Consider the following 24,831-nt stretch of genomic DNA (forward strand, 5'->3'; position numbering starts at 1 on the left):
TCTCACGCACTACCGTGATAACTCAACAGCCGACGTATCGGAAAGACTCGATCCGTCGGTCCGAACTGTCCCGTTGCGTCTGTGGGCGTCTCGGCCGACCTGAAGCCGCTCCGCGGCCGAGAGATATTCGTGCTCGGTTCGCTCGACCAACTCGGCAACCGTCGGAATGTCGTCGATCGAGCCGACGCCCTGTCCGGCGCTCAGAATATCTCGCCAACGCTTATGGTCGGTCAGCAGCTCCGCAAGACTGGCGCCCGGATTGTCGCTGCCAACCGGCCTATCCGGAAGTGTTTGCCTCAGCCAGTTGGCCCCGAGACCATCGATTTCGGAGGAATAGACGACGTCCCGGATGTCGGAATCGATCACCAGCTGCTTCATCCGCTCAGATGCGATGCTCTCCCTGGTGTTGATGAAGCGGGTGCCGATATATCCGAGGTCCGCGCCGGCAGCGATCGCTCCGGCAAGGGAATGACCGTTGCCGATGCAGCCGGACAGGATGAGCGCCTTGTCGCCCAGGAGGGGTTTCAACTCGCCGATGAATGCGAACGGATTATACGTACCCGAATGCCCGCCGGCGCCCGCGCACACGGCTATGATTCCATCCACATTTGCTTCGAGCGCCTTCTTTGCATGGCGTACGTTGATCGCATCGTGAAAGACAAGACCGCCGTAGGAGTGCACGGCGTCCGTCGCCTCCCGTGTTATTCCGATGGCGCTGATCAAGATAGGCACTTGGTACTTGACGGTTAGCGCGATGTCTTCCGTCATGCGCTTGTGCGTGTGATGAACCGCGAACTGTATCGCCCAGGGCGCATCGGCGTCGGTAAGGCGCGAGCGGATATCCTTCAGCCATGCCTCGCATCCCTCTGCGGTGCGCTGATTGAGACTGGGAAAGCTTCCTACCAATCCGGCCTGACTGGTCGCCACCACTAGGTCGACGCCCGAGACCAGGAACATCGGCGAAGCTATGGCCGGGAGTCGCAAACGACCTTTCAAGGCGGGGGGCAGCATCCAGAACCTTCTCTGCTCGTTGCAAGTCAAACAATAACTACGCAATACAATAAATTGACTATTGCGTCAATCGGGTCGTATCGTAGCCTGTGTCGCTGGCTTCTCGATCGTCCGATCACGACGGAAGTTGGAGAGCCGCGTCTGACAACTTGCATTCCCCGACAGCGAGGCCGGCGTGTTGAACTTGCTACCATCGAACGTCATCGCGCCCCGGCCGGGACGGCTGCAGGGGCGCCGCGTCCTCGTCGTCGAAGGGCGGCGCGACGCCGCTCTTGCGGCTGCTGCCACGGAAGCGACAATGAGTCTTCTGTTTGCTCGCGAAGGCGCGCGGATCGCGATTGCCGGTCCCGACGGGCAAGTCGCCATGGAGATCGTCGATCGGATCCAGAGCGATGGAGGAGATGCGTGCGCCATCGCAGCCGATCTCGCCTTTGAGGCCGACATAGGCTGGATAGTGCGCGAAGCGTGCCGGGCGTTCGGAGGCGGCCTTGATGGGCTGGTCTTGAATGCGGCGGGCGGAGGTAACCTCGAGCATCAATTCGATGCGCGGGAATGGTCCCGCGTTTTCGATCTGAATTTAGGTGGCTTGATGTTGTGTTGCCGCGAAGCGCTAGCCCATTTCAGCGAGGGCGGCTCGATCGTCTTCACCACCGCGCTAAATCCTGCTGGTACGGGCCGGATGGTGTGCGATCCTGTCGGAGCAGCCATAGCGGCACTGATGCAAAACATCGCCGACGAAGTGGCCTCACGCACCATTCGAGCAAATCTCGTCTTTTGCGACCCTCGATGCGCGCCGCCGAGCCTTGGTCGGGATGGGGACGCTCGCTTCGACCAGGTTCGCAGGGCGCTTGCAGGCCGAACCGCAGCCGCGGCCATGGCCAACGCGGCGCTGTTCTTTCTTTCCTATGAAAGCGCCGGCATCAGCGCGCAGACACTCTCGGTCATGTGCGGGCATGATGGCTGAGGTACGGATGGGCGAAACACATCACCGCCGTAAACTGCAGGAGTAGCAAAAAGATGCCGCAGCCAGGCCGTACCAACGCACATGTCGTGCTCGCCAAGCGTCCGACGGGATGGATTGATGAATCCTGCTTCCGGATCGAAGATCGTGAGGAACCGTCCTGCGGGGCCGAAGACGTGCTGGTCCAAGCGATCTGGCTGTCGCTGGATCCTTATCTGCGCGGTCGGATGAACGAGGAGGCCTCGTATGCGCCGAGTTTCGAAATCGGCAAGCCTCTCGTCTCGCGCGTTGTCGGTCGCGTCCTTCAGTCGAGAAACGCGCGTTTGAACGAGGGAGATTACGTGTGGGGCTTCCTGGACTGGGCCGAACGCAGCGTGCAGCCGCGCGGGGAGGGCCTCCATCTGATCGACCCGGCACTGGGCCGCCCAACCCTGGCGATTTCCGCTCTGGGCATGCCGGGCCTCACCGCCTGGGTAGGCGCGATTGAGTTGGGCCGACCTCAACCCGGTGACACCGTGTTCATCTCATCAGCGGCAGGCGCGGTCGGCCAGTTGGCAGGGCAGTTCGCCAGGCGCGCCGGCGCGCGCGTGGTCGGCTCGGCCGGCAGCGGCGAAAAGGTTTCTTTTGTCCAGACGAAATGCCGGTTCGATGCGGCGTTCAACTACAGGACGCAGGCAATAGATGAAGCGCTGCACGAACTGTGCCCGAACGGTATTGACGTCTACTTCGACAATGTAGGCGGTAGTACGCTCGAGGCCGCATTGCGTAACGCGAACGTGGGAGCGCGCTTTCCGATATGCGGAATGATATCCGAGTACAACGCGGTCAACGAAATCGGAATCAAGGGAATGCAGGCAATGTTCGCCAAGCGCATCGCTATGACGGGATTCATGGTTTCTGACCATGTACACAAGCTTGCCGCGTATCAAACTCGCGTAGCGCCGTGGTTGCGGGCCGGCGAGATATATTTTCATGAGGACATCGTTCACGGGCTGGAGCAGGCGCCTTCTGCGCTGATCGGAATGATGCGTGGGACTGCGATCGGCAAAAGGCTGGTCCAGATCGTTTCGCAATAGGGCTTCACAAGCGGGGCACTGGCTCGCGCGCCACCGGTTTGCGCGTTCTCCTGTCCGCGAGATCCGGGTCTAGATGGCCCCGGACGATCTCAGTTCCCTGATACCGTTTTCCTCATAGCCGGTCTCGCGGAGGATGGTTTCCGTATCCTCGCCGATACGCGGCACGCCTCGTCGCCAATCGGTTGGGGCGTCCTCGGAAAATCGCGGGGCCGGCGCGGCCTGCAACACGCCGTCAACTTCGGAAAATACCTGTCGCGCGGCCATATGCGGGTGGCGCGCCGCCTCCACGGGATCGTTGACCGGGGCGAAGCAGGCGTCGGTTCCTTCGAGGATCGTGCACCATTCGGCGCGCGTCCGACTGGCGAAGATCTCCGATAATACGGCCCGCTGTCGAGGCCAATCCCCGGCGACGGTCCGGCTCTCGAAGACGGGATCTCCGGCAAGTCCGATGCGATCGAGCAGTTCGTCGTAGAATTGGGTCTCGAGAGGCGACACGACGATCCAGCCGCCATCCGAGCAACGGTAGGTATTGACCGAGGGACCACAATCAAAATGATGGACACCTCGTTCATAGCCCCCATCGTTGGCGGCCAGTACGCTGAGCAGCAAGTTCAACATATGCGCAGAGCCGTCCACGATGGCTGCGTCGACGACCTGTCCACGACCGCTCTGCCTTGCCTTGAGAACGCCGGCCAACAAGCCAATCGCGAGGTAGAGCGCGCCGCCTCCGACATCTCCGATCAGGGTCGGAGGGGCTACGGGCGCCATACCCGGAGGACTTGCGTACCAGAGAGCGCCCGATAAGGCGGTATAGTTGCCGTCGTGCCCTGGCGAGTGAGACAGCGGGCCATGCTGTCCCCACCCCGTCATGCGGCCATAGATGAGTGAAGGGCGACGTTCCAGACAGATCGAGGGAGCGAGGCCCAATCTCTCCATGACCCCGGGCCGCATGCCTTCGATCAACACATCGGCGCGTTCGACGAGCCGCAACACCACCTCGACGGCTTGGGACTGCTTCAGATCCAGGGCGATCGAGCGTTTCCCCCGGTTCACGATGTAGTCCGGACGCGGCGGTGGCGCCCTCGTATTCTTGCGTTCCACGACGATCACGTCCGCGCCCAAATCCGCAAGAAGCATGCCGCAGAACGGACCCGGGCCCAAGCCGGCTATCTCGATGATGCGTAGACCTTGCAGGATAGACATATCGTCAACCCATCGCGAAAGCTGACTGGCTCTCAACCAAGCCTGCGCAAAGAGTTCCCTGTTGGCTGCTCGATTCCAATCGATCGGACTTCGAAAGCGATCCGTCTCTTCTCGAAGCGGATCGAAGTAGAGCTGACTATAAGGTTACGTGACCGCAAATCAGGTGCGGCTTTTCTTTCCCGAGATTCTCGGCCGGGGTCCGTTGGCTTGAGGCGCGCGACGACGCCTCGCTTTTTCCGGCGAGCCCATATCGGCGCTCTTGGATGCCACAAGAGCGGCAGGCGCGTCGGTCGGCTGTCTGGCGCTTTCGGCGCCGAAGACGTCAAGAGGGACATCGGCAGGGATTTCCACCCGCATATCGTCGGGATTTGCGCCGGTCCCCAATCCGTTCGTCAACAGATCGACCATCCCGTCTGCGATCTTGTCCAATCCGAGCCGGCCGTACGGCGAATACCAACTCTGAACATTCGTCACCGCTCCCATCATCGTGAAAACGGCGAGTTTCGGATCGACACGCCGGATCGAGCCGTCTTTCATGCCTTCCTCGATGAACGAGACCAGGCGATCCTCGATCTCGTCGCGCCTGGCGATGACCTTTCGTCGATCCGCCGGGCGCAGCGCGGTCACGTCCGACGTCACGCCGCCGGCGCCGAGGGCCTGGTTCTGCCAGCGGATATAGGCACGCAGGTTCAGCCGGAGCTTCGAATACCCCGTGGTTCCAAACTTTTCCGCGAAGGCGGCGGCCTGCAACCCCATGTCGAGGGACATAATATGGCACTCGAAAAGGATTTCGAGCTTGTCGGTTACGTAGTTGTAGAGTGTGCCTTTCGAGACCTGAAGGGCCTCGGCGACGTCGTCGAGAGACGTGTTGTGAAAGCCTCTTCTTGAGATGATGCGCGTTGCCTCCCGGAGCACCGCGTTCCGCTTGACGCGATAGACCTCGTCGCTGGTTTGAAGGACATTCTTCCATCGTGGCACGTCGTTCTCAGCTCCTCGTAATGGGCAGTGCGGCCTCGTGTCAAAGCTTCCGCTACTCGATCGGACGGCGATTCGACAACAGCAGCGTTCGCGTCAACGATGGCTTGGATTCTGACTTTGAAGTAATCCATTTATATCCTTGAGTAAAGCAAGTTGGCGGCCCGGTAAGCGGCCGCATCGCAATGGCTCGATCAGGGGTAGGCAGGCGCGCCGCTTTGGTCGCCAACCGATGTGCTATCCGCAAATTGTATCAGAAGACAAAAAATTGACTTAATAGTCAGTTCTGCTTTAACACAGCGCCGGAAATCGATAGAGCGCGGGTCAGTACCGGCTCTGGGAGTTTCCAGAAGGAGATATCGATGGGCATTCTTGATCTGAATGAAAAGGCGGCAGTCGTCACCGGCGCCGGGCAGGGAGTTGGTCGTCAACTAGCGCTGACGCTGGCGGCTAATGGCGCCAAGGTCGTCGTCAACGATTATTTCCTCGAACGCGCCACGTGCGTCGCTCAGGAGATCGTCGATGCGGGCGGCGAGGCGATCGCCGTCCAGGCGGATGTGACCGACTTCGACGGGGTCAGGGCCATGATGCGTCGCGCGGTCGACGAATTCGGCTCGCTGGATGTACTGGTGAACAATGCCGGCAACGAGGGGGCAAATCCGTCGAGCGCTGCGCCGAAGCCATTCTGGGAGACGTCGCCGGAAGATTGGCAGCGCTGGCTTGGAGTCAATCTGTTCGGCGTGATCGCCTGCGTGACCGCCGCAACACCCTTTATGGTCAAGCAGCAAAGCGGCAGGTTGATCAGCATCATCTCCGACGCGGGACGGGTTGGAGAGTCCGGGATCGAGGTCTATTCGGGCGGCAAGGCTGGCGCCGCCGGCTTCATGCGGGCGGTGGCGCGCACCCTGGGACGCTATAATATAACTGCGAATTGCGTCGCGATCGCCGCGACGCTGACCCCGACCATCGCGCCGATCATCGAGGCGCAGCCTCCCGAGAAGACGAAACGCCAGCTTGAACGCTATGTCATCCGCCGCTTCGGACGTCCCGAAGACATCTCGGGCCTGGTGACGCTGCTCGCCAGCGACTCCAGCGCGTGGATCACCGGCCAGACCTACCCGGTCAATGGCGGTTTCTCGTTCGCCATGTGAGTGGGCCGGACCAAGTCCTGCCTCGGTCCGACCGACAGAACGCGGCGCTGCAGCGCCGGTCAGACGGATATCAGCGCCCCTTCCATTGCGGTTTGCGCTTTTCGGCAAAGGCGCGCAGGCCTTCCTTTGCGTCCTCGCTGTCGAGCGCAACCCGGGCAATCTTCCACTGCTCGTTCCAAGCCGCTTCATCCGTCCAGTTGTTGGATTGGAACATGATTTCACGGCTTGCCAGCACGGCGGTCGGTCCATTGGCCAAGACTTCTTCGGCAAATGAAAGCGCAACGGATAAGGCCTGGCCTTCTTCGGCCAGCCGATTGACGAAGCCGAGCGCGTGAAGGTCCTCGGCGCTTCTAAACAGCCCGGTAATCGCCATCTCCATCGCAATATTGTAGGGAAGACGCTTAGGGAGCCGAAACAAGGCGCCTCCGACCGCCACCACGTTGTGGCGCACCTCGGGTAGTCCGAATCTTGCGCTTCGCGCCGCAACGACGAGATCGCAGGATAGACAAAGCTCGAACCCGCCTCCGACCGCGAAACCTTCGACCGCCGCAATCACAGGCTTTAGCGAAGGACGGGCGAAGGCCCCAAAACCGCCGCGGCGTTCGGTGATCGAGCTTTCTCCTTTGGCGACGGCTTTCAGGTCGGCGCCTGCCGAGAAGATCTTGGTCGATCCCGTAATGATGCCGACGCGAAGTTCGGGATCGGCATCGAGCGCATCCAGGGCGGCTTCCATCTGCAGCGACGTCTCGTGGTCCACCGCATTGCGGGCTTCAGGGCGGTCGATGGTGATGATGAGGATGTGACCGCGACGCTCGCAAATCACCTTCTGTGTCCGACGATCCATGCTTTTTCTCCTGCTTCGAGAGGTCACAATTGCGATTGACTTTTAAGTCAGAAATTGAGACGATCAAGTAATAAATGGGACTCCGGCAAAAACGGCGTGCCTCGTCTGGGAGAGAAGAGTGCGGGTATCGGACTATTTCGAGAAGGCGGCGATCGCCAATCCCGACATCGAGTTTGCGGTTTTCGGGGATCTGCGCGTGACCTACGCGGAGGCGCGCAGGACGGTGCATGCGATTGCGACCGCTCTGAGCCGCGAGTCCGGCTTGACGGCGGGCGCGGTGATCGGGATCTACAGCTCGAACGATCCCCGTATCTCCATGCTGCAGATGGGGATCAACCGGGCCGATTTCACCTGGGTCGGCGTGCACGATCGTAACGCCGTCGAAACCAATGCCGAAGTGCTCGACTTCATGGATGGCGAGCTGGTCTTCTTCAACAGCCGTTACGAAAGGGAAGTGCGGCAGCTGAAGGCTGACTGCAGCAAGGTCCGCAAATGGATCTGCATCGATGCCGAGTCCCCTGAGGGGGAAAGCCTTGCGAGTTGGCTGCAAGGAAAGTTCGTGGAGTTTCCATACTCCAAGCCCGATATGATGCGGCGGGCATGTCTCGTGCCGACGGGAGGTACTACCGGCCCTTCCAAGGGTGTCGTGCACACCCATTATACGCTCGAGCAAGGATTGATCGCTCAAGAAAAAGGCTTCAGGATTCAGGCACGCTCGCGTGTCCTGACCACGGCGCCGCTGTCACACGCCGCCGGAATGTTTGCCATGGCGTTCTATCCGTCTGCTGGAACCAACGTGATCATGTCGAGATTCGACGCCGAAAAAGTCCTTGATTTGATCGAGCAGGAAGGGATCACGCACCTGTTCATGCCGCCGACCATGATCGGCGCGCTCCTGATGCATCCAAAGGCCAAGAGCACCGACTTCTCATCCGTGAAGATGTGCCTGACCGGGGCCGCTCCGATCTCGCCGGAAAAATTCAAGGAGATTGTCGGCCTGCTGGGACCCGTTGTCTGGGAATCCTATGCGCAGTCGGAAACGCATATGCCGGTAACGGTCAAGGCGCCCGAGGACTACATCCTGAAGGACGGCTCATTCAACGAGCCGGTACTGCGCTCGGCGGGGCGGGCGGCGGAGTACGTCCGCATCGAAATCATGGATGATGAAGGCAATATCCTCCCGCGTGGGGAGCGGGGAGAGATTGTGGTCAGGATACCGTCCCTGATGAAATGCTACTACAAGAACCCCGAAGCGACAGAAGAAGTCAGCGCGTTCGGCTTCCATCACACCGGCGATGTCGGGATCATGGATGACGAGGGATTTGTCACGATCGTGGATCGCAAGAAGGACATGATCGTCAGCGGCGCGTTCAATATCTTCCCCTCGGAGGTCGAAAAGATCATCTACGAGATCCCGGCCGTCCTGGACTGTATCGTCGTCGGTACGCCGCATGAGAAGTGGGGCGAGGCCGTCACTGCGGTAATCCAGCTCAAGCCGGGACACGCGTTGACCGAAGACGAGGTATTGGCGCGGTGTCGCGAACGCCTCGGCGGAATGAAGACGCCTAAGCGCGTGGAGATCTGGAGCGAGTTGCCGCGCAGCCCCGTCGGCAAGCTGTTGCGGCGCGTGGTTCGCGAAAAATTCTGGCAAGGCCACTGGCGTTCGATTTAGTTCGGAGGAATTCACATGGAAGACGTCTACATCATCGGTGTGGGGATGACGCCGTTCGGCCGGCATCTTGACAAGAGCCTGAAGCAACTCGTCGCGTGGGCCTTGAATGATGCGTTGAGAGATGCGGGCATCGACAAATCCGAGATCCGGGCTGCATTCTTCGGAAACGCCGTGCAGGGCTTCATGGAGGGACAGACCTGCATCCGCGGGCAGGTCGCGCTGCTGCCCGAAGGCCTTCATGGAATCCCTATCTTCAATGTGGAAAACGCCTGCGCGACGGCGTCGTCTGCATTCAATCTCGCGGTGAACCATCTGCGCGCCGGAGCCGGCGAGGTCGCCCTCGCGATAGGCGCCGAGAAAATGTACGACGAGGACAAAGCGAAGATGTTCTCCATCTTCGATTCGGGTTGGGATGTCCATACTCCGAAGGAAAATGCTGATCGGCTGATAGCTCTCGGCCAAGGTATCGATCCGCCTCCCGGAACCGTGTCCGATCGGCCCTACAGTGTCTTCATGGATGTCTACGCGGCTCTCGGTCGACAGTTGATGCGTTTGCACGAGATCACCCAGGAACAGATGGCGTTCGTCGCCGCCAAGAACCACACCCACGCGGTCCACAACGAACGAGCGCAGTATCGCCAATCGATGACGGCCGATGAAGTCCTGGCGGGGCGCGCCATCAGCTACCCGTTGACGCTGCCGATGTGTGCGCCGATCTCCGATGGCGCTGCGGCTGCCATCGTCTGCACCGGCGCGGCTCTCAAGCGCTTCGGCGTTAAGGCGTCTCGTGCCATCAAGGTGCGGGCGAGTGTGATCCGCTCCGCCACGGCGCGCGGCGGTGACGATCTCGAGCGTCACATTACCCGGCTCACAGCGAAATCGGCCTATGAACAGGCGGGCGTAGCGCCTCAGGACGTCGACGTGGTGGAGGTCCATGACGCCACCGCGATCGGTGAACTCATCCAGAGCGCCAATCTCGGGCTGTGCGAGCTCGGAGCCGCCGGCAAGTTTGCGCAGAGCGGTGCCACGACGCTGGGCGGCCGCGTGCCCATTAACCCGTCGGGCGGGCTCGAGTCCAAGGGCCATCCGATCGGGGCGACCGGCATCGGACAGATCTTCGAGCTCGTAGCGCAGTTGCGAGGGGAGGCGGGGTCGCGACAAGTCAATAATGCGCGGATCGCCGTCCAGGAAAATGGTGGAGGGCTTTGGGGGTTCGAGGAAGCCGTCGCCCACATTGCCGTGTTGGAACGCGGCGTCGCCTGACCCTCGGAATTTATGACGAAAGGGCCGCTCATTATGGACAATGTGGTAACCGAAATCGGTGATCGAATTCTAACCATCCGCCTGAACCGGCCGGACAAGCGAAACGCGCTAACTCGCCCGATGTATTCAGGCCTTGCAGATGCTCTTGAATGGGCCGAGGCCGACGCGTCCATCCGGGTCGTCGTCCTAGCGGGGAACGCCAATTGCTTCACGGCCGGCAACGATTTGTCCGACGGCATGATCGAGGGGCCCGAGGGCCCGCATGGCCGGTTCATGCGTGCTTTGACGGAATGCGGCAAGCCGATTGTTGCCGCGCCGTCCGGCATTGCCGTTGGCATCGGCGTGACGATGCTTCTGCACTGCGATCTCGTCTATTGTGGATCGCATACAAGCTTCCGGATTCCGTTCGTGCCGTTGGCGGTTTGTCCGGAGTGCGCGTCGTCTTACATGCTGCCCAGGCTGGTCGGACATCATCGCGCCAGCGAAATCCTGCTCACAGGAGCAGCGTTCGACGCGATCACGGCGCTCGAGCTTGGAATCGTGAATGGCGTGTTTCCCAACGACCAGGTTGAAGAGATTGCCAACGCGAAGGCGGTGCTCATCGCGACTCAGCCGCCCACATCAGTTCGAACGACGAAAATGCTGATGAAGAGATCGATAGCGGCGGACGTTCGCGAGGCGATAAACGTCGAAATAGAGCATCTGGTTCGTCTCCAGCATGGAGCTGAAGCCATGGAAGCGGTCAGCGCATTCAAGGAAAAGCGCCGCGCCGACTTCTCGCAATTCAGCTGACTGTAAAAGGCAATCAAATGAGAAAATATGGCGATCCAAAAGTGACGGCCCGGCTCAGGGCCCGGCTCAGTTTGCCACTCATTGTCGCGCCGATGTTTCTCGTTTCCGGTCGGAACCTTGTCGTTGCGTCGTCGTCAAATGGCCTTGTGGGCTCCATTCCGGCTCTCAACGCGAGAACCACCGAGATACTCGACTCATGGATCGGCGATATCGTCGTGAGCCTCGAAACCGCAGGCGCGACGGCTCCATTCGCGGTGAATCTCATCGCCCACGCGAGCAATACCAGACTCGATGCTGACGTCGACCTGATGGTCAAACATAAAGTGCCGATCGCGATATCCAGCGTCGGTGCCCCGGATCGGCTGATAGACAGCATTCATGGCTATGGTGGCCTCGTCTTCTCCGACGCAGCGACGGTTCGCCACGCCAAGCGCGCTGCGTCCGCAGGAGTTGACGGATTGGTGCTTCTCAGCGCCGGCGCCGGCGGCAACACCGGATGGCTCAGTCCATTCGCGTTCCTTGCGGAAGTCCGGAGCTTTTTCGACGGTCCGATCGCGCTTGCGGGAGGTATTTCGTCGGGACGGCAGATCGCCGCCGCCGAAATGATGGGAGCGGATTTTGTGCTGATGGGCACGACCTTCATCGCAACCCGCGAAAGCGACGCTGATCAAGCCTATCGAGATATGCTGATCGAAAGCGGCGCCGACGACGTCGTGACGACCGAAAAGCTGACCGGAATCCCCGCCAACATCCTGCGCGCCAGCTTGGAAAGGTCGGGCTTCAGCGAAGGTGGAAATCACAAGGGTTTCAGCGTCAATCGCGATGCCGAACTGATGAAGATGTGGCGCGATATCTGGAGCGCCGGCCACGGCGTTGGCGGCGTAACGAGAATTGCGAGTGTGCGCGATGAAGTCGAAAGGCTGACGCACGAGCGGGCGGCCACCTTCAGGAGAAATCAGTTAATCGCGGAGGCGTATTAAGCGTTGGGACAATCCGTCGAGAGCGATTCCGCTTATGTGTTCGGCCTGGAGGTTGGGTTTATCCGCAGTGCTCGGGCCCTTGTTTATCGCATTTGGCGGCTAGAGAACGATAGCGAGTAGCCGTTTTCCCGACCTCTGACGGTATTTGAAGCGGCGCCACACCGGTGCGGGCGAGGCAATCTTGGCTAGGCAGATAGCCCTGATTAGTCGATTGACTCCGATAGGTGGCGGAATGGCCAACATTGAGGACGGCGCGAATTTTTCTGTGGATTCAAGGCTTAAAAATTGAGGCGGATGTACCGTCGGCATTTGTCCGTCAGATTTGAAAAATTGTTCTTCCAAATCAACGGCGAAGCGTCGCTCGAAACGATAGAGTGGGAGTAGGGCATTCGGCTGGTTATGCACGGTTTAGCGTAGCTTTGGCGTTGTGGGTCTCACTCACATGCAAAGAGAGCTGGTGGTCTCGACTTAACTCGAACGAGCTCGGCGCTCCAGGACGTTTTGGCTGGCGGAGTATCTCGTCGAACCACAGCGTGCAGAAGGGCTGGAGCTGCTAGAGCCGAGGCGTTCATTTGAGGCCGCCCGCCATGGCATCGCGCTTACGGCCGCCGATTGTCCTGAAAAGTGCGCATTAGATCTCATCGAGTGCGGACATTGACGCCGACTGATCGGGATTTGTATTGTGGATTTTCAAGGCTTCATTATTCGTGATATCAATGCTGGAGCGTCATGAACCTAAGATCTGTCGATCTCAATCTTCTGGTCGCTCTGAACGCTCTTCTCACAGACCTTCACGTCACCCGTGCTGCCGACAGGATTGGCCTCAGTCAACCCGCAATGAGCAATGCGCTCTCCAGGCTGCGTCACATCTTCAAGGACGAGCTTCTTGTACGGACGGCCAACGGCATGCAAGCCACGCCGCGTGCGATCGAGCTGGCGGAGCCGGTGAAGCGGCTTTTGCGGCAGGTGGAGCGCCTTCTGGATAGCGAATCCGCTTTCGATCCGACCATCACGACACGTAGCTTTTCCGTGAGGTTGTCCGATCTTCTCAGCCGTCTTCTTCTTCCCGCCGTCGGCAAAACGTTGGAGACGACGGCGCCCTTCGCGCAGCTCGACGTCGTGCACTATTCGCCGACGCAAACGGTAGAGGCCCTGGAGAAGGACGAAATCGATCTCGCGATCTCGATGGGTCTCGCGCATTCGAATTCAATCAAGTCGGTCGTCCTGATGAAGGATCGGATGGTGTACGTGATGCGCGAAGGTCACCCTTTGGCGCAGCGCCCCCTTACAATGGAAACGTTTCTGCAGGCGGCGCATCTCAAGGTCTCGATGTCGCCGACAGATCTGCGTTTCGTCGACGACGTGCTCGCCGGGCAAGGGCTGTCCCGCCGGGTCGCGGTCAACGTTCCCCATTGGCTGCTGGTCCCGCATGTGCTGCGGAATTCCGATCTGTTGTCGGTCATGCCCCGGCGCTTGGCCTTCGCGATGGTCTCGGAAGATCTTGCGATCAGAGACCTGCCGTTCGCGTCCGATCCCTTCGAGTGGTCCATGTATTGGCACCGAAGGCACGATGCCAGTCAGGATCTGAACTGGTTGCGTTCGATCTTCGTCGATGCCACGCGAACCCTTCCCGACAACGACTGAGAGGGCAGCTCACCGACCATATTTCGATAACCCGCAGCAACAGCTGGATTATTGGTCTGCCAAATAATGGAATAGCGGATTCCGATTAGACGTCGCCATCCCGATCGCCATCCTGCTCCCAAACAATTTCGGTCGATCTCTGTCGACCCTTGGGAGGGATGAATGCAGGTGATTTCGGACGTACAGGTGGCATCGGTCAACGCAGGCGCTCGCCTCGACCGGCTGCCGATTTGCGGCTTTCATTGGCGGATCCTGGCGCTGATCGGCGCGGGCATGTTCCTCGACGCCTTCGACATCTACCTCGCCGGCGGCGTGCTCGGAGCCGTGCTGAAGGAGGGGTGGTCGACACTCGAGCTCAACGCGGCGTTTGTCACCGCGACCTTCATCGGCATGACTCTGGGTGCCTGGTTCTCGGGCATTCTGGGCGATCGCTACGGTCGCCGTTTCTCCTATCAGATCAATCTGGCCATCTTCGGCCTTGCTTCGCTGGCGGCGGCGCTTGCTCCGTCCATGCAAGCGCTGATCGCCGCGCGCTTCGTCATCGGGATCGGACTTGGCGCCGAAATTGTCGTCGGTTACGCAACGCTGACCGAATTCGTCCCTGCATCGTCCCGCGGCCGATGGATCGGTATTCTGGCTGTCATCACCAACTTTTCACTTTTCGTCTCGTCGATGGTCGGCTTGTGGGTCATTCCGAGCCTCGGGTGGCGCTATATGTTCGGCCTCGTCGGCGTGCTGGCGATGATCGTCTGGTTCCTCCGGAAGTCGATGCCCGAGTCGCCCCGGTGGCTGGCCGCTAACGGCCGCGGGGACGAAGCCGAGGCGATTCTCGCTCGCATCGAAGCGGAAGCTGCCAGGAAGGGGCCGCTGCCGCCGGTTTCGACTGCGCAGCGTGTGGAAGACGAGGGCGGATCCGTCTGGCGCCTGTTCGCACCTCCTTACCTCGGTCGGACCTTGCTCGGCAGTCTCCTGCACATCGTCGTCGGCTTCAGCCTCTACGGCTTCATCGGCTGGTTGCCGACGTTCATGGTCAAGGGCGGCCACAGCGTGGTGTCGTCGCTCGGCTACACGACCCTGATGTCGCTAGGCGGCCCGATCGGCTCGCTGATCGGTTTGGCGCTGGCGGATGCGATCGGCCGCAAGCCGTCGATCATCGGATCGTCGATCGCCGCGGCGGCCTGCGGTCTGGCGTATCCGTTCATGCCAGACGGCGCTCCGCTCGTCGCGGCCGGCTTCATGCTCGTCACCGCGATCTACGTGATGTTGGCCACCGGGTTCGCAATGCACGTTCCGGAGCTCTTTCCGACCCGCTACAGGCTCCGTGGCACCGCCATCTGCGCGACCGCTGGGCGCGTGACGACGGCGTTGGTCCAATTCGCCGTCATCGCGATCTTCGCGTGGAAGGGGCTCGTCGGCGTGCTGGTGACGCTCGCGGGCATTCTTCTCTTCCAGGCGGTGGCCTTCATGATCTTCGGCTTCGAGACCAAGGGTCGTGCACTCGAGGAAGTCTCGGGCGGGCCGACCGGAACGGAAGCCTCGGCCTCGAGAGAGAAGGTCGTCGGCATCGGAGCCTAGCGGACACGGACCACAAGTAGCAGTGGGCCCGAAGATTCCCTTCGGGCTCCTTGCCGTCCAGCCGTTTGCAGAAGCTGTAGAGCCACGACGATAGTGATGACATTCACGTCGCGAATGTGCGCAGAAGAACAATCCATTTCAAAAATGGCGGTGGATGCGGTCAAATCCGGATCATCCACTCAGTCAACGAGCAAAGGGAAGACGCAATGACCGACATCCAGAAGATCAAGGACACCGTGAAGGTGTGCATGTTCGACCAGTACGGCACGGTCGTCGACATGCAGGGCGGCCTCGTCAAGATCGCAACGCCGTTCCTCAAGGAGAAGGGCTGGACCGGTAATCCGAACTCCTTCGTCACTTGGTGGCGCCGCACCCACTTCGAGAATTCGATGATCGACGCGCTGCTCCATCGCGAGCACACGCCGTATCGCGAGATCGGCCACCGTGCAGTCTCCGCGGTCATGGCCCGGGCCGGCATCAAGTACACCAAGGACGAGGTGAAGTACCTTGTCGGCGAGATCGAGAAGCTCGAATGCTTCCCGGAGGTGCCGGCGGCTCTCGCCAATCTGCAAACCAGGTACAAGCTGGTCGTGCTCTCGAACGGCGACCGCGATATGCTCGAAACCGCCAAGAAATATCACAAGGTCCCGTTCGACAACGTCATCTCCGTCGCCGAGGCGAACTCCTTCAAGCCGCACGTCGCGACTTATACGAAAGCCGCCGAGATCCTCGGTCTCAAGATGGATCAGGTCCTCTTCGTCGCGAACCACGCCTTCGACGTGATCGGCGCCAAGTCGGCCGGCATGCGCACGGCGATGATCAACCGGCGCAACCGGCCGTTCGAAGAGACGCCGCACAAGCCCGACATCACGGTCGAGACCATGAAGGATCTGGCGGATGCGATCGTCTAGTACGGAAGCTCTCTCCGGCATCAAAGTCCTGGACCTCTGCCGCGTCGTCTCCGGTCCCTTCGCCACGATGCATCTCGGCGACCTCGGGGCGGACGTCGTGAAGATCGAAGATCCCCGTGTCGGCGACGAAAGTCGCCGCTACGGCCCACCGTTCGTGAACGGGGAGAGCTCGTACTTTCTGTCGGTCAACCGCAATAAGCGCAGCTGCGCGATCGACCTGAAGTCGCCGGCGGGGCGGGACGCGGTGATCGCGCTCGCCAGGGCCGCCGACGTCGTGATCGACAACTTCCGGCCCGGGACCCTCGACAAGTGGGGCCTGTCCTACGCTGCGATGAGTGCCCACAACCCCAAGCTCATCCAGTGCAGCATCTCCGGCTTCGGTCGGACCGGTCCGGATGCGAGCCGGCCCGGCTACGACCTGATCCTGCAAGGCGAGTCCGGCGTCATGGACATCACCGGCGACCCGGATGGGCCGCCCATGAAGGTCGGCACCTCGATCGCCGACCTGGTCACCGGGCTCTACGCATCGCAGGCGGTGCTCGCTGCGCTCATGAAGCGGGAAAGGAGCGGCGGCGTCGGCGGGCGGGTGGACGTCTCGATGCTGGACGCCATGGCGTCGCTGCTGACGTTCAACGCCGGCATGTACTTCGCGTCCGGTGAAAGCCCGAAGCGTCGCGGCAACGTTCACCCGACGATCAGTCCGTACGAAACCTTCGAGGCGAACGACGGCTGGTTCAACCTCGGCGTCGCGAACGACAAGTTCTGGTCGCTGTTCTGCGCCGCTGTCGACCGGAAGGACCTCGAAGCCGATCCGCGCTTCGACACGGCGCCGAAGAGGGCGGCGAACCGCGCCGAGCTGGGCTCGATTCTGCGTCCGATCTTCAAATCGGAGCCGCGCGACCGCTGGATCGAGATCTTCGCCGGCGCAGGCATTCCGTGCGGAGCGATCAGGACGGTCGGCGAGGTCTGCGAGGCGCCGCAGCTCGTCCTGCGGGATATGGTCCAAACCGTGGCGCACAGGGTCGCCGGCGAGGTCAAGTTCATCGCCCGGCCGCTGCGCTTCGGGGACAGCCCCCCAGCGCCGTCGACGCCGCCGCCGACGCTCGGCGAGCATACCGTCGAGGTGTTCGAGGACTGGCTCGGATGGAAGCGTGCGGAAGTATTAGACTTCGCTTCCAAGGGAGCGTTCGGCGATGTCGCGCTGGCGCAGTCGACCGTATAAGGAGCAGAATGGATGGACGAAGCGCAGGTTCGAAAGCTGGTCGAGGCGGCTATGGGCGACGGCCGCCACGAATTCGGATCGTTTTTCCTGTCGCGCTTCTTCGGAATGACGGTCTCCTACGAGGCGGACGCCTGCATCGTGTCCCTCGACGTGAAGCCTTACATGTTCAATCCGCAGGGATCGCTCCACGGCGGCGTACTCGCGACGGCGCTCGACATCTCCATGGGGCACCTTCTCAAGCATCAGTTTGGTGCCGGTGCGACGCTCGAAATGAAGATTCAGTATTTCGCGCCGGTCCTCAGCGGCCTCGTCACCTGTCGCGCGAGCTTTCTGAAGAAAGGGCGCAAGACCTTCTTCCTGCAGTCGTCGGCTCAGGACCGCGCCGGCGAGACCATCGCGCATGCGACCTCCACGTGGAAGCAATTGTGAACGACGTCGTCACTAGGCTCCGGGAGCTTCTGCGCTCCGATTGCATCACCGATCCGGCGCTGGCGGACGGATATCTGTCCGATTGGCGTAGTCTGCTTCGCGGCAATGCCGCGTGCGTGCTGCGTCCCAGGTCGACTGACCTGCTCTCGCAAAGCGTTCGAATTTGTCATGAGGCCGGCGTCGTCATTGTTCCTCAGGGCGGCAATACCGGGCTCGTCGGGGGCGCGACGCCGGACGACACTGGCCTGCAGGTCGTGATCAGCACCGGCGGCATGAAGAAAATCAGGACGGTCGACCCGGTCGACATGTCGGTCGTCGCGGAAGCGGGGGTTACCGTCGCCGAGCTCCAGAACGCCGCGGCGGATGCCGGCGCGCTGTTTCCCCTGTCTTTCGCCTCGGAAGGCAGCGCCACTCTCGGCGGGGCCCTTGCGACCAACGCTGGTGGCATCTCGGCCGTGCGTTACGGAAGCGCGCGGGATCTCCTGCTCGGGATGGAGGTCGTGCTGCCCGACGGACGCGTCTGGAACGGCTTGCGGACGCTGCGGAAGGACAACACCGGCTATGCCCTCAAGCACCTCTTCTCCGGTTCGGAAGGAACGCTCGGCATTATCACGGCCGCGGCGATGAAGCTCGCTCCCCTGCCGGTCGGTCGCGAGGTCGCCTTCTGCGCGGTCGAGACCGAGGACCAGGTGCTGGATTTCTGGATGAAGCTGCGCGCGGCTGCGGACGGGAATGTGCGTGCCATCGAGTACCTCTCGGGCTCGTGCGTCGAGCTGGCGAAGCGCGAAGGGCTTCGTTCGCCCGTCGAGAAGGCGGACCATTACGTCCTTGTCGAACTGGCTTCGAGCCGTCCGGAAGCCGGTCTGAAGGACATGCTGGAAGCGTTCCTCGCCGAACGGCTCGAAGACGGTACTATCGTCGATGCGGCGCTCGCCCAGAGCGGCGAACAGCAGAAGCAGATCTGGCGCCTGCGCGAGGATCAGACCGAGCTTCAGAAGAAGGCGGGCCACGACTTCAAGCACGACGTCGCGGTGCCGGTTGCGCAGGTGCCCGAGCTACTGCGAGGAAGCCGCGCCGACATCGGAAACGGCTTTCCCGAAGCCACGGTCGTTCCGTTCGGGCACGTTGGCGACGGCAATATCCACTTGAACGTCGTCCTTCCGACGGCGCTCGGCGCCGAGCGGGCCGCCGAACAGGGCAAGCAGATCGGCCAGACGATCTACGATATCGTGCTCTCCCTGGGTGGGACGTTTTCGGCCGAACACGGTATCGGTCGGGCCAAGGTCGGCCTGCTTGAAAGCAAAAGAGATCCTGTCGAGCTCGATCTTATGCGTCGGATCAAGGCGGCGCTCGACGAGGACGGCTCGTTCAATCCCGGCAACATATTCCGACCATCGCAAAGCGAACCCGCAGAATGACCGCTGACGGTATCGGCTGGAAGTCGGCGAAAGCCCTTGAGGAGGCCGTTTGAGGGAGTAGGGCGTTGCCGCCTCACTGCGGTCTGATGTTGGGACCATCTATGCTGGCAGAAGACCCGCGGCGCGATAGTTGTCGATCGTCGAGTCGTAGAGCGAAATATCGGAGCGGCTTCTGGCGATGAGCTGGGCGCCGGCGATGGCGGCGAAAATGGCGCGGGCCCGCTGTTCGCTCTTTCTCGAACTGACCAGGCCCGCAGCCACCAACAGCTTGCTGAGCCACGCCACGTTGACGTCGGCAAATGTCTGGACCTCCTTCTTTACTGCGCCCGGCAGGTCCTCGACTTCCGCGGACATGAAGCTGCAGAGGCACATGCGATTGTCGCTCTCGAGCGCTTTGCGAAACACATCGGGATATCGACGCAGGCAGCGGACAGGATCGGCGGTTTCTGCCAGCATCGCCTCGAGTTGGGCGGAGGTGTCTTCCCAGTAGCGGCGTGCGACTGCCACGCCGAGATCGGCCTTGCTTGGGAAATGGTGGTAGATGCTGGCGGCCTTGATCCCGACTTCGTTCGCGAGATCGCGGAAATTCAGGCCGCCATAGCCGTGCGCCTGCGCGGTCCGCTTTGCTGCCGCCAAGATGGCCTCCCGAGCGCTTGGACTCACTTCGTCGCCTCACCGCTTCGTTATCTACCAAGTGACAGGTAGGGCTTGACCAGCCGAATTGGAAGTCTTCATATCGGGCCTACCAAGTGACAGGTAGACAAATGGGAGTCGTGATGAAGATTTACGATTGGCCAACTGGTCCATATCCGGCCCGCGTTCGCATCGCCTTGGCCGAAAAGAACCTGCCGTCGCGCGTGCAGTTCGTATTGGTCGATCTCTACAAGGGCGAGCACAAGAAGCCCGAATTCCTCGCCAAGAACTACTCCGGCACCCTGCCGGTACTCGAACTCGACGACGGGACCTTCATTGGCGAGTGCACGGCGATTACCGAGTACCTTGATGCGCTCGATGGCGCTCCGACGCTGACCGGCAGGACCCCGCGCGAAAAGGGCGTGATTCACATGATGAGCAAGCGCGCAGAACTGGAAGTGCTCGATGCCATCAGTGTCTATTTCCACCACGCCACGCCGGGTCTTGGGCCTCATGTCGAGATCTATCAGAACCCCGAATGGGGACTCCGCCAGCGCGACAAGGCACTAAGGGGGATGCACTATTTTGACGGCATTCTGAAAGAACAGCCGTTCGTCGCCGGCGAGGCGTTCACGATGGCCGATATCACCCTCATAGGCGGCTTGATCTTCGCGGGACTCGTGAGCGTGCCGGTGCCGGTGGAGTGCGAGGCTCTTTTGGCATGGTATGCAAGGATGCAGCAGCGTCCTAGCGTCAAGAACCGGATAACAATGTCCGAGCCGACCAAGGCATCTTGATTGAGATCGTCTTGCGCAAGGGCGGATCGGCAAGCATAGCCCGGATGTAGCGCAGCGACATCTGGGGGCTTCCGATCAGCACGTCGTGTGGTGCCCCGCATATCGCTGTGCTCATGCGAGCTACTCGCTCCTCGGGCCAATCACGCGGTCGTGGATCAATCACTGCTGCTTCTTAAATCCAGACATCCTAGGCAAAAAGTCGCAAACTATCCTGACATTCGCGAAGTTCTGTCCGGTTAGGAGCTACGAACCGATCTGACAGCGAGGGGGCGGCATTTTGAATGCGGATGGACTGTATCGCTGATGCGCAGCAGGGGGTGGAGCGACGCCGGGACCAAAGCTGCCTTCCTGATCTCTGACGGTATCTGAAGCTTGGGCCGGTGCGAGCTGCGTCAGTCTTGATTATGCAAGCGGTGCGCGATGCAGTCGATAGACTCCGATAGGTAGCGGAATTGCCAGTTCTTCTTGAGGAGCAATTTTTTCTGTGAATTCAAGACCAAAAAATTGCGGCGGGTATACCTCCGGCATTTGTCCGTCAGATTTGAAAATTTGTGCTTGCAAATCAACGACGAAACGTCGTTTGAAATGATTGAGTGGGGAGTAGTGCGGCCTGCTGCTATCGCGCAGTTTTTTCGTGTTTTGGTGAAGTTGTTCTCACTTCCTTTCGCATCGAGGACGCTGACCGAAGTCGTGAGCTTGGCTTATCCCGATCGAGGTCGGCATTCCACCGCGTTTTCGCTGGTGGAATATTGCAGCGCAATTAATCGTAGAGAAGGCGATGGTCCAAGCCTCAGCTTGGAGCGGCGTAAGCTATTGGCGCAAAGCGACTACTCTTGCTCCATCCTGAGAGTAAACAACTCATGTGGTGTGGATTGGTAGCGCTCCCCCGCTACCAAACTGGCGATACCAAACTACGATTTTCTGCGATTTCCTGCGCTTGATGGCTTTGCGCGGGAAACATGTCGTTTCTCAAGAGGTCCTCGCGTAATGAGCGACCCAGGCGAAAGGTGGAACGCTCGGCAGCGGGCTATTGATATTGAGAATCGCAGCCCGAAGTCAGCAGCCGCCACTGCACCAATTGAAGAAATGCGGCGTGGTCATGATCGCGCCTCGGCACGGTCGGTTGCCGCAGCAGAGGATGAGGCCGTCCCGACATCAAGAGTTTCCCGCAGGTAGGACAAGCTTTGGACTATCGCGGCCTCTTCGCCGGCATAAGACGGATGCAGATAGTCGATTTCGAGCGCGAGGAGTCCGGTGTAATTGGCGCGTCGCAGCAGCGCTAAAGCCTTCGGAATGTCGACGAGGCCCCGGCCCAGCGGAACGCTCGGCCAGAAGCCGAAGTCGCGGGGACTGCCGCGAAACGCAGTGATGTCCTTGAGGTGAACGGCTTTGGCGTAGGGCGTAAGCTTCTCGATCGCGACCATCGCGTCTTCGAACATGCGCAGATTGTTAGCGGTATCGAGGCAGACGCCGAGTGCGGGATGGTCCAGCGTGGTCAACAACTCGACGAGCTCGTCCGCAAGGAGATCGATGTGGTTCTCGATCGCGAGCACGACGTTTTTGGTTGCCGCAAAGTCTGCGGCCTCCCTCAGCAGGGGCACCAGCAGCGCCTTGTGCTCCTCCCATGATAGCGTGCGGGTGCGGCGGCCGCCGGCGCAGATCCGCATCACGGTTGCCCCGAGCGCCTGCGCGACGTCGACATGGCGCTTGAGGTCGTCGAGTGCATGCGGTGCCGTACCGGACTCGAGGCCGCGCGGGTGACCCCACGCCCAAACGCGCTCGAACGCAGCCTGGTCGAGGGTGCGGCGCAGCGCCGTCACACGTTGAGGGCTCAAGTCATCGAGCATGAACGATTCGATCGACACGCCTTCGACATTGTGCGCGCGGGCGCAGCCGATGAAATCGTCGAGCGTCATCCGTTGGCCAGGATCGGTCTCGAGCTGCGGATAGACTTCGCCGAAAAAGCGATGGTAGCAATAGGAGTCGATCGCGGGTTTCATGACGTCCTGTTCTTCGTCATAGCGACGATGTCAGCTTGTGGTCAGCTTGTTCAGAGATCGCACTCTCGGAACTTGGAATGGGCGATCATCGGTTCAATACGTCGCTCGCCCACCAGATAGGTCGAAAGTCGCGCCGGTCGAGAACGAGCATTCGTCGGAGGCAAGCCAGGCGACCAAGGCGGCGACCTCGTCGGGACGGCCGGCGCGACCGAGCGGAATCTTCGCCAGCACGCCCCGATAGGCTTCGTCGGACATCTGCTTGACGAGGTCGGTGGCGATCACGGCGGGTGCAATCGCGTTGACGCGAATGTCGGTGCTTGCGAGTTCCTTGCCTAGCGATTTCGTGAGTGCGATCACGGCGGCTTTGGCTGCGGAATAGCCGGTCATGCCGGCATTGCCTTCTTTGCCCGCGATGGAGGCCAGGTTGACGATGCGTCCCGCGTTTCGTTGCCGCATCGGCGGGACCGCGGCCTTACAACAGAGGAATGTGCTGGTAAGATTAACATCGAGCACACGCCGCCAGTCAGCAAGGCTGTAGTTCTCAATGTTAACCGTCGGTCCGGTGATGCCCGCGGCATTGACCAGCACGTCGATGCGGCCGAAGTGATCTATCAGACGCACCATTGCCTCGTTGACGGCGATTTCGCTGGTGAGATCGATCCGCGAGTCCGCGCCTTCGGACACGTCCCAAACGATGACGGTTGCTCCGGCGGAGGTCAGCCGCGCGCGTACCGCCTGGCCAATGCCACCGCAGCCGCCTGCGATCACGGCGACACGTCCTGAGAGATCAAGGCCGCTCATACGGAAAGCCCTCCTTCCGCGGCTGCGGCCACAACGCGGCGGGCCGCCGCAAGCGCGCGGCGCCCCCATTCCTCGGCCCCAAGCCTGGGCAGCCATTCATCGTTCGGGATTTCGAGGCTGAGCGGCAGATCGTCCGGCAGCGCGGAGACGATGCCGGCGAGATCGATGCCGCCCTCACCAGGGACGAGTCGGGCGCAACGAGCGGTGTGAATCAGTTCGTCGTTCGTCGTCGGAATGCGCGCTGGCGCGTCGCAAAGTTGGGCGTAGCTGAGCAGGTGACGGGGCAGAGCTGCGATATCGTTCAGAGTGGTGGCCGAGCGCGCCGCGTGCAGCGCGTCGACTAATACCCGGCCATTCGGTTCGCCAGCCTTCGTCACGATGCGCAGGGCGGCCTCGGCGTTCTTCACGGCGGTCCATGGCATGAATTCAAGATCGGCTGTCAATCCGTAGGACGTCGCTGCCCTACAGAACTGCGCAAACGAATCGGTCAGTCGCGCCTCGTCCGGATCATCGCCGGCGACCAGAACGGCACGCGCCTTCAGCTTGCCCGCCGCTTCGAGGAACGCGGCGAACTGATCGACTTCGAAATCCGCACGGAGCCGGGCAATTTCGACGTCGAACACGGGAATTCCGGTGTCATCGATGCGGCGGATGGTTTCGCGCAGCAAGCCCGGGTCGGTTGCCAGCGGAGAGAAGTCGCCGCCAGGCGCCGCCGGCGCGATCCGCACGCCGATTGCCTGGTAGCCGAGCTTTTGGGCGAGCAGAAGCGCGTCCGGAGGCGCCATCGGCGCCGAGGTGAGATACGCGAGGGAATAGATGTGGGACATGACGATCGCCTTCGCAATCAGGCCAGGGGCGAGATTGCCGTTGGCAAGGCGACGATCGAGCGCATGTCGCCGGTCAGCCAGTCCGGTCCGCCCCGTGGCGGCCAGACGCCCTTTGCGACGGAGTCGGCGCGCACCGCGGCGCGGGCATCCAGGCTCGCGAACGGCCAGATATGGGTGAAACGCGGCGGTCCATCCAGCGCATACATCGCGATCGACAGCGGCGACAGCTTGCCGCGTTCGGGCATCGCTGCTTCCCACGCGGCGATCGTATGGGGAACGCCGCCATGCTTGAGGCGGTAGGTACGGATCTCGTAGACGCTGCCGTATTTGCCGGGCGCGACCGGCGGCAGGAACGGGAAGGGTGCATAGGTGTCGAAACTCATCTGCGTGATGGCCTCGCCTGCGCTGAAGGGATTGGTCGTGCGCAACGCCCGTTCCCGCTCGGCGCGCCATTCCTTGTCATCCGCAAAGGAGCGCAACACCAGGAGCTGGTTGAGATCGCCGATCTCGCTGGCCCAGCAGCCGAGCAGCGTGCCCTTAGCCTCTGCCGCGCCGACATATTCGCCTATCCCGGTCACGGCCTTGGCCGCGGTGCCGAGCTTCACTGTCAACGTTGCGATCTCGTACAGCATGTCGTCTCTCCTTG

Annotated in this window: 24 protein-coding genes; 15 read left to right on the top strand and 9 right to left on the bottom strand. The window is 61.1% G+C overall.

Translation table 11 applies throughout. The annotated features are described in order from the left end of the window. Positions 1-9: 9 nt before the first annotated feature. Complete coding sequence (locus YUA_RS44665) at positions 10-1,011, bottom strand: nitronate monooxygenase family protein (protein ID WP_084292788.1); 1,002 nt, start codon at positions 1,009-1,011, stop codon at positions 10-12. Between the two features lie 175 nt (positions 1,012-1,186). On the opposite strand from YUA_RS44665, the gene YUA_RS47510 reads away from it, so the two are divergent. Both YUA_RS47510 and YUA_RS0122175 read left to right on the top strand, forming a co-directional pair. Then, complete coding sequence (locus tag YUA_RS47510; protein WP_063627806.1) at positions 1,187-1,975, top strand: SDR family NAD(P)-dependent oxidoreductase; 789 nt, start codon at positions 1,187-1,189, stop codon at positions 1,973-1,975. A 53-nt stretch (positions 1,976-2,028) separates the two neighbouring features. Further along, a complete protein-coding gene (locus YUA_RS0122175) occupies positions 2,029-3,048 on the top strand; it encodes an NADP-dependent oxidoreductase (protein ID WP_027532679.1) in 1,020 nt (339 codons plus the stop codon). Between the two features lie 69 nt (positions 3,049-3,117). On the opposite strand, the gene YUA_RS0122180 is transcribed toward YUA_RS0122175, so the two are convergent. Both YUA_RS0122180 and YUA_RS47010 read right to left on the bottom strand, forming a co-directional pair. Further along, complete coding sequence (locus YUA_RS0122180) at positions 3,118-4,251, bottom strand: CaiB/BaiF CoA-transferase family protein (protein WP_027532680.1); 1,134 nt, start codon at positions 4,249-4,251, stop codon at positions 3,118-3,120. 159 nt (positions 4,252-4,410) lie between these two features. Beyond that, positions 4,411-5,166, bottom strand: a complete 756-nt coding sequence (locus YUA_RS47010) for a TetR/AcrR family transcriptional regulator (RefSeq protein ID WP_198029479.1) — start codon at positions 5,164-5,166, stop codon at positions 4,411-4,413. 422 nt (positions 5,167-5,588) lie between these two features. On the opposite strand from YUA_RS47010, the gene YUA_RS0122190 reads away from it, so the two are divergent. Next, complete coding sequence (locus YUA_RS0122190; RefSeq protein WP_027532681.1) at positions 5,589-6,377, top strand: SDR family NAD(P)-dependent oxidoreductase; 789 nt, start codon at positions 5,589-5,591, stop codon at positions 6,375-6,377. A 70-nt stretch (positions 6,378-6,447) separates the two neighbouring features. Here YUA_RS0122190 and YUA_RS0122195 read toward each other — a convergent pair whose 3' ends face one another. Next, positions 6,448-7,221, bottom strand: a complete 774-nt coding sequence (locus tag YUA_RS0122195; RefSeq protein ID WP_027532682.1) for a crotonase/enoyl-CoA hydratase family protein — start codon at positions 7,219-7,221, stop codon at positions 6,448-6,450. A gap of 118 nt (positions 7,222-7,339) precedes the next feature. Between YUA_RS0122195 and YUA_RS0122200 the strand changes: the two genes are divergently transcribed. The 10 genes from YUA_RS0122200 (at position 7,340) to YUA_RS0122250 (ending at position 19,127) form a co-directional block, all read left to right on the top strand. Continuing rightward, entirely contained in the window at positions 7,340-8,893 is a 1,554-nt protein-coding gene (locus tag YUA_RS0122200) for a class I adenylate-forming enzyme family protein (protein ID WP_027532683.1), read from the top strand. 15 nt (positions 8,894-8,908) lie between these two features. Further along, complete coding sequence (locus YUA_RS0122205; RefSeq protein WP_027532684.1) at positions 8,909-10,156, top strand: thiolase family protein; 1,248 nt, start codon at positions 8,909-8,911, stop codon at positions 10,154-10,156. A gap of 12 nt (positions 10,157-10,168) precedes the next feature. Next, a complete protein-coding gene (locus YUA_RS0122210; RefSeq protein ID WP_084292774.1) occupies positions 10,169-10,948 on the top strand; it encodes an enoyl-CoA hydratase in 780 nt (259 codons plus the stop codon). 17 nt (positions 10,949-10,965) lie between these two features. Continuing rightward, a complete protein-coding gene (locus YUA_RS44680; protein WP_035971397.1) occupies positions 10,966-11,928 on the top strand; it encodes a nitronate monooxygenase family protein in 963 nt (320 codons plus the stop codon). A 729-nt stretch (positions 11,929-12,657) separates the two neighbouring features. Beyond that, complete coding sequence (locus YUA_RS0122225; RefSeq protein WP_027532686.1) at positions 12,658-13,572, top strand: LysR family transcriptional regulator; 915 nt, start codon at positions 12,658-12,660, stop codon at positions 13,570-13,572. Positions 13,573-13,734: 162 nt separating this feature from the next. Next, the gene (locus tag YUA_RS0122230; RefSeq protein WP_027532687.1) at positions 13,735-15,147 is read left to right on the top strand and encodes an MFS transporter; all 1,413 of its coding nucleotides are present in this window, start codon (positions 13,735-13,737) and stop codon (positions 15,145-15,147) included. Positions 15,148-15,353: 206 nt separating this feature from the next. Then, the gene (locus tag YUA_RS0122235; RefSeq protein ID WP_027532688.1) at positions 15,354-16,058 is read left to right on the top strand and encodes a haloacid dehalogenase type II; all 705 of its coding nucleotides are present in this window, start codon (positions 15,354-15,356) and stop codon (positions 16,056-16,058) included. Beyond that, positions 16,045-17,280, top strand: a complete 1,236-nt coding sequence (locus tag YUA_RS0122240; protein ID WP_027532689.1) for a CaiB/BaiF CoA-transferase family protein — start codon at positions 16,045-16,047, stop codon at positions 17,278-17,280. Before YUA_RS0122235 ends, YUA_RS0122240 begins: the two co-directional genes overlap by 14 nt. 12 nt (positions 17,281-17,292) lie before the next feature. Further along, complete coding sequence (locus tag YUA_RS0122245; protein WP_027532690.1) at positions 17,293-17,709, top strand: PaaI family thioesterase; 417 nt, start codon at positions 17,293-17,295, stop codon at positions 17,707-17,709. After that, entirely contained in the window at positions 17,706-19,127 is a 1,422-nt protein-coding gene (locus YUA_RS0122250) for an FAD-binding oxidoreductase (protein ID WP_198029480.1), read from the top strand. Before YUA_RS0122245 ends, YUA_RS0122250 begins: the two co-directional genes overlap by 4 nt. 99 nt (positions 19,128-19,226) lie before the next feature. Here YUA_RS0122250 and YUA_RS0122255 read toward each other — a convergent pair whose 3' ends face one another. Continuing rightward, positions 19,227-19,790, bottom strand: coding sequence for a TetR/AcrR family transcriptional regulator (locus YUA_RS0122255; protein WP_027532692.1), 564 nt, complete (start codon positions 19,788-19,790; stop codon positions 19,227-19,229). Between the two features lie 113 nt (positions 19,791-19,903). Between YUA_RS0122255 and YUA_RS0122260 the strand changes: the two genes are divergently transcribed. Both YUA_RS0122260 and YUA_RS50095 read left to right on the top strand, forming a co-directional pair. Beyond that, positions 19,904-20,557, top strand: coding sequence for a glutathione S-transferase (locus YUA_RS0122260; RefSeq protein ID WP_035971399.1), 654 nt, complete (start codon positions 19,904-19,906; stop codon positions 20,555-20,557). A 555-nt stretch (positions 20,558-21,112) separates the two neighbouring features. Continuing rightward, positions 21,113-21,436: a hypothetical protein gene (locus YUA_RS50095; RefSeq protein ID WP_156947191.1), complete on the top strand. Its 324-nt coding sequence runs from the start codon at positions 21,113-21,115 to the stop codon at positions 21,434-21,436. Between the two features lie 218 nt (positions 21,437-21,654). On the opposite strand, the gene YUA_RS44685 is transcribed toward YUA_RS50095, so the two are convergent. The 4 genes from YUA_RS44685 to YUA_RS0122280 form a co-directional block, all read right to left on the bottom strand. Further along, positions 21,655-22,557, bottom strand: a complete 903-nt coding sequence (locus YUA_RS44685; RefSeq protein ID WP_051383323.1) for a sugar phosphate isomerase/epimerase — start codon at positions 22,555-22,557, stop codon at positions 21,655-21,657. 93 nt (positions 22,558-22,650) lie between these two features. Continuing rightward, complete coding sequence (locus tag YUA_RS0122270; RefSeq protein WP_027532694.1) at positions 22,651-23,358, bottom strand: SDR family NAD(P)-dependent oxidoreductase; 708 nt, start codon at positions 23,356-23,358, stop codon at positions 22,651-22,653. Continuing rightward, positions 23,355-24,143: a sugar phosphate isomerase/epimerase gene (locus YUA_RS0122275; protein WP_245285223.1), complete on the bottom strand. Its 789-nt coding sequence runs from the start codon at positions 24,141-24,143 to the stop codon at positions 23,355-23,357. Before YUA_RS0122275 ends, YUA_RS0122270 begins: the two co-directional genes overlap by 4 nt. Before the next feature lie 59 nt (positions 24,144-24,202). Next, positions 24,203-24,817 carry an NIPSNAP family protein gene (locus YUA_RS0122280; protein WP_027532696.1) on the bottom strand — a complete coding sequence of 205 codons (615 nt, stop codon included), beginning with the start codon at positions 24,815-24,817 and terminating at the stop codon, positions 24,203-24,205. Positions 24,818-24,831: the final 14 nt, after the last annotated feature.

The organism is Bradyrhizobium sp. WSM3983 (assembly GCF_000473045.1).
In the GTDB taxonomy this organism is placed as follows: domain Bacteria; phylum Pseudomonadota; class Alphaproteobacteria; order Rhizobiales; family Xanthobacteraceae; genus Bradyrhizobium.

What these genes read in the sequence shown, in the direction of transcription:
- YUA_RS0122260 (WP_035971399.1), top strand. Translation starts at nt 19,904, where the DNA reads ATGAAGATTTACGATTGGCCAACTGGTCCATATCCGGCCCGCGTTCGC.
- YUA_RS0122280 (WP_027532696.1), bottom strand. Translation starts at nt 24,817, where the DNA reads ATGCTGTACGAGATCGCAACGTTGACAGTGAAGCTCGGCACCGCGGCC.
- YUA_RS0122275 (WP_245285223.1), bottom strand. Translation starts at nt 24,143, where the DNA reads ATGGCGCCTCCGGACGCGCTTCTGCTCGCCCAAAAGCTCGGCTACCAG.
- YUA_RS0122230 (WP_027532687.1), top strand. Translation starts at nt 13,735, where the DNA reads ATGCAGGTGATTTCGGACGTACAGGTGGCATCGGTCAACGCAGGCGCT.
- YUA_RS0122180 (WP_027532680.1), bottom strand. Translation starts at nt 4,251, where the DNA reads ATGTCTATCCTGCAAGGTCTACGCATCATCGAGATAGCCGGCTTGGGC.
- YUA_RS0122235 (WP_027532688.1), top strand. Translation starts at nt 15,354, where the DNA reads ATGACCGACATCCAGAAGATCAAGGACACCGTGAAGGTGTGCATGTTC.
- YUA_RS0122205 (WP_027532684.1), top strand. Translation starts at nt 8,909, where the DNA reads ATGGAAGACGTCTACATCATCGGTGTGGGGATGACGCCGTTCGGCCGG.
- YUA_RS0122175 (WP_027532679.1), top strand. Translation starts at nt 2,029, where the DNA reads ATGCCGCAGCCAGGCCGTACCAACGCACATGTCGTGCTCGCCAAGCGT.
- YUA_RS44685 (WP_051383323.1), bottom strand. Translation starts at nt 22,557, where the DNA reads ATGAAACCCGCGATCGACTCCTATTGCTACCATCGCTTTTTCGGCGAA.
- YUA_RS0122195 (WP_027532682.1), bottom strand. Translation starts at nt 7,221, where the DNA reads ATGGATCGTCGGACACAGAAGGTGATTTGCGAGCGTCGCGGTCACATC.
- YUA_RS0122225 (WP_027532686.1), top strand. Translation starts at nt 12,658, where the DNA reads ATGAACCTAAGATCTGTCGATCTCAATCTTCTGGTCGCTCTGAACGCT.
- YUA_RS0122240 (WP_027532689.1), top strand. Translation starts at nt 16,045, where the DNA reads ATGCGATCGTCTAGTACGGAAGCTCTCTCCGGCATCAAAGTCCTGGAC.
- YUA_RS0122245 (WP_027532690.1), top strand. Translation starts at nt 17,293, where the DNA reads ATGGACGAAGCGCAGGTTCGAAAGCTGGTCGAGGCGGCTATGGGCGAC.
- YUA_RS0122270 (WP_027532694.1), bottom strand. Translation starts at nt 23,358, where the DNA reads ATGAGCGGCCTTGATCTCTCAGGACGTGTCGCCGTGATCGCAGGCGGC.
- YUA_RS44680 (WP_035971397.1), top strand. Translation starts at nt 10,966, where the DNA reads ATGAGAAAATATGGCGATCCAAAAGTGACGGCCCGGCTCAGGGCCCGG.
- YUA_RS0122190 (WP_027532681.1), top strand. Translation starts at nt 5,589, where the DNA reads ATGGGCATTCTTGATCTGAATGAAAAGGCGGCAGTCGTCACCGGCGCC.
- YUA_RS0122210 (WP_084292774.1), top strand. Translation starts at nt 10,169, where the DNA reads ATGACGAAAGGGCCGCTCATTATGGACAATGTGGTAACCGAAATCGGT.
- YUA_RS44665 (WP_084292788.1), bottom strand. Translation starts at nt 1,011, where the DNA reads ATGCTGCCCCCCGCCTTGAAAGGTCGTTTGCGACTCCCGGCCATAGCT.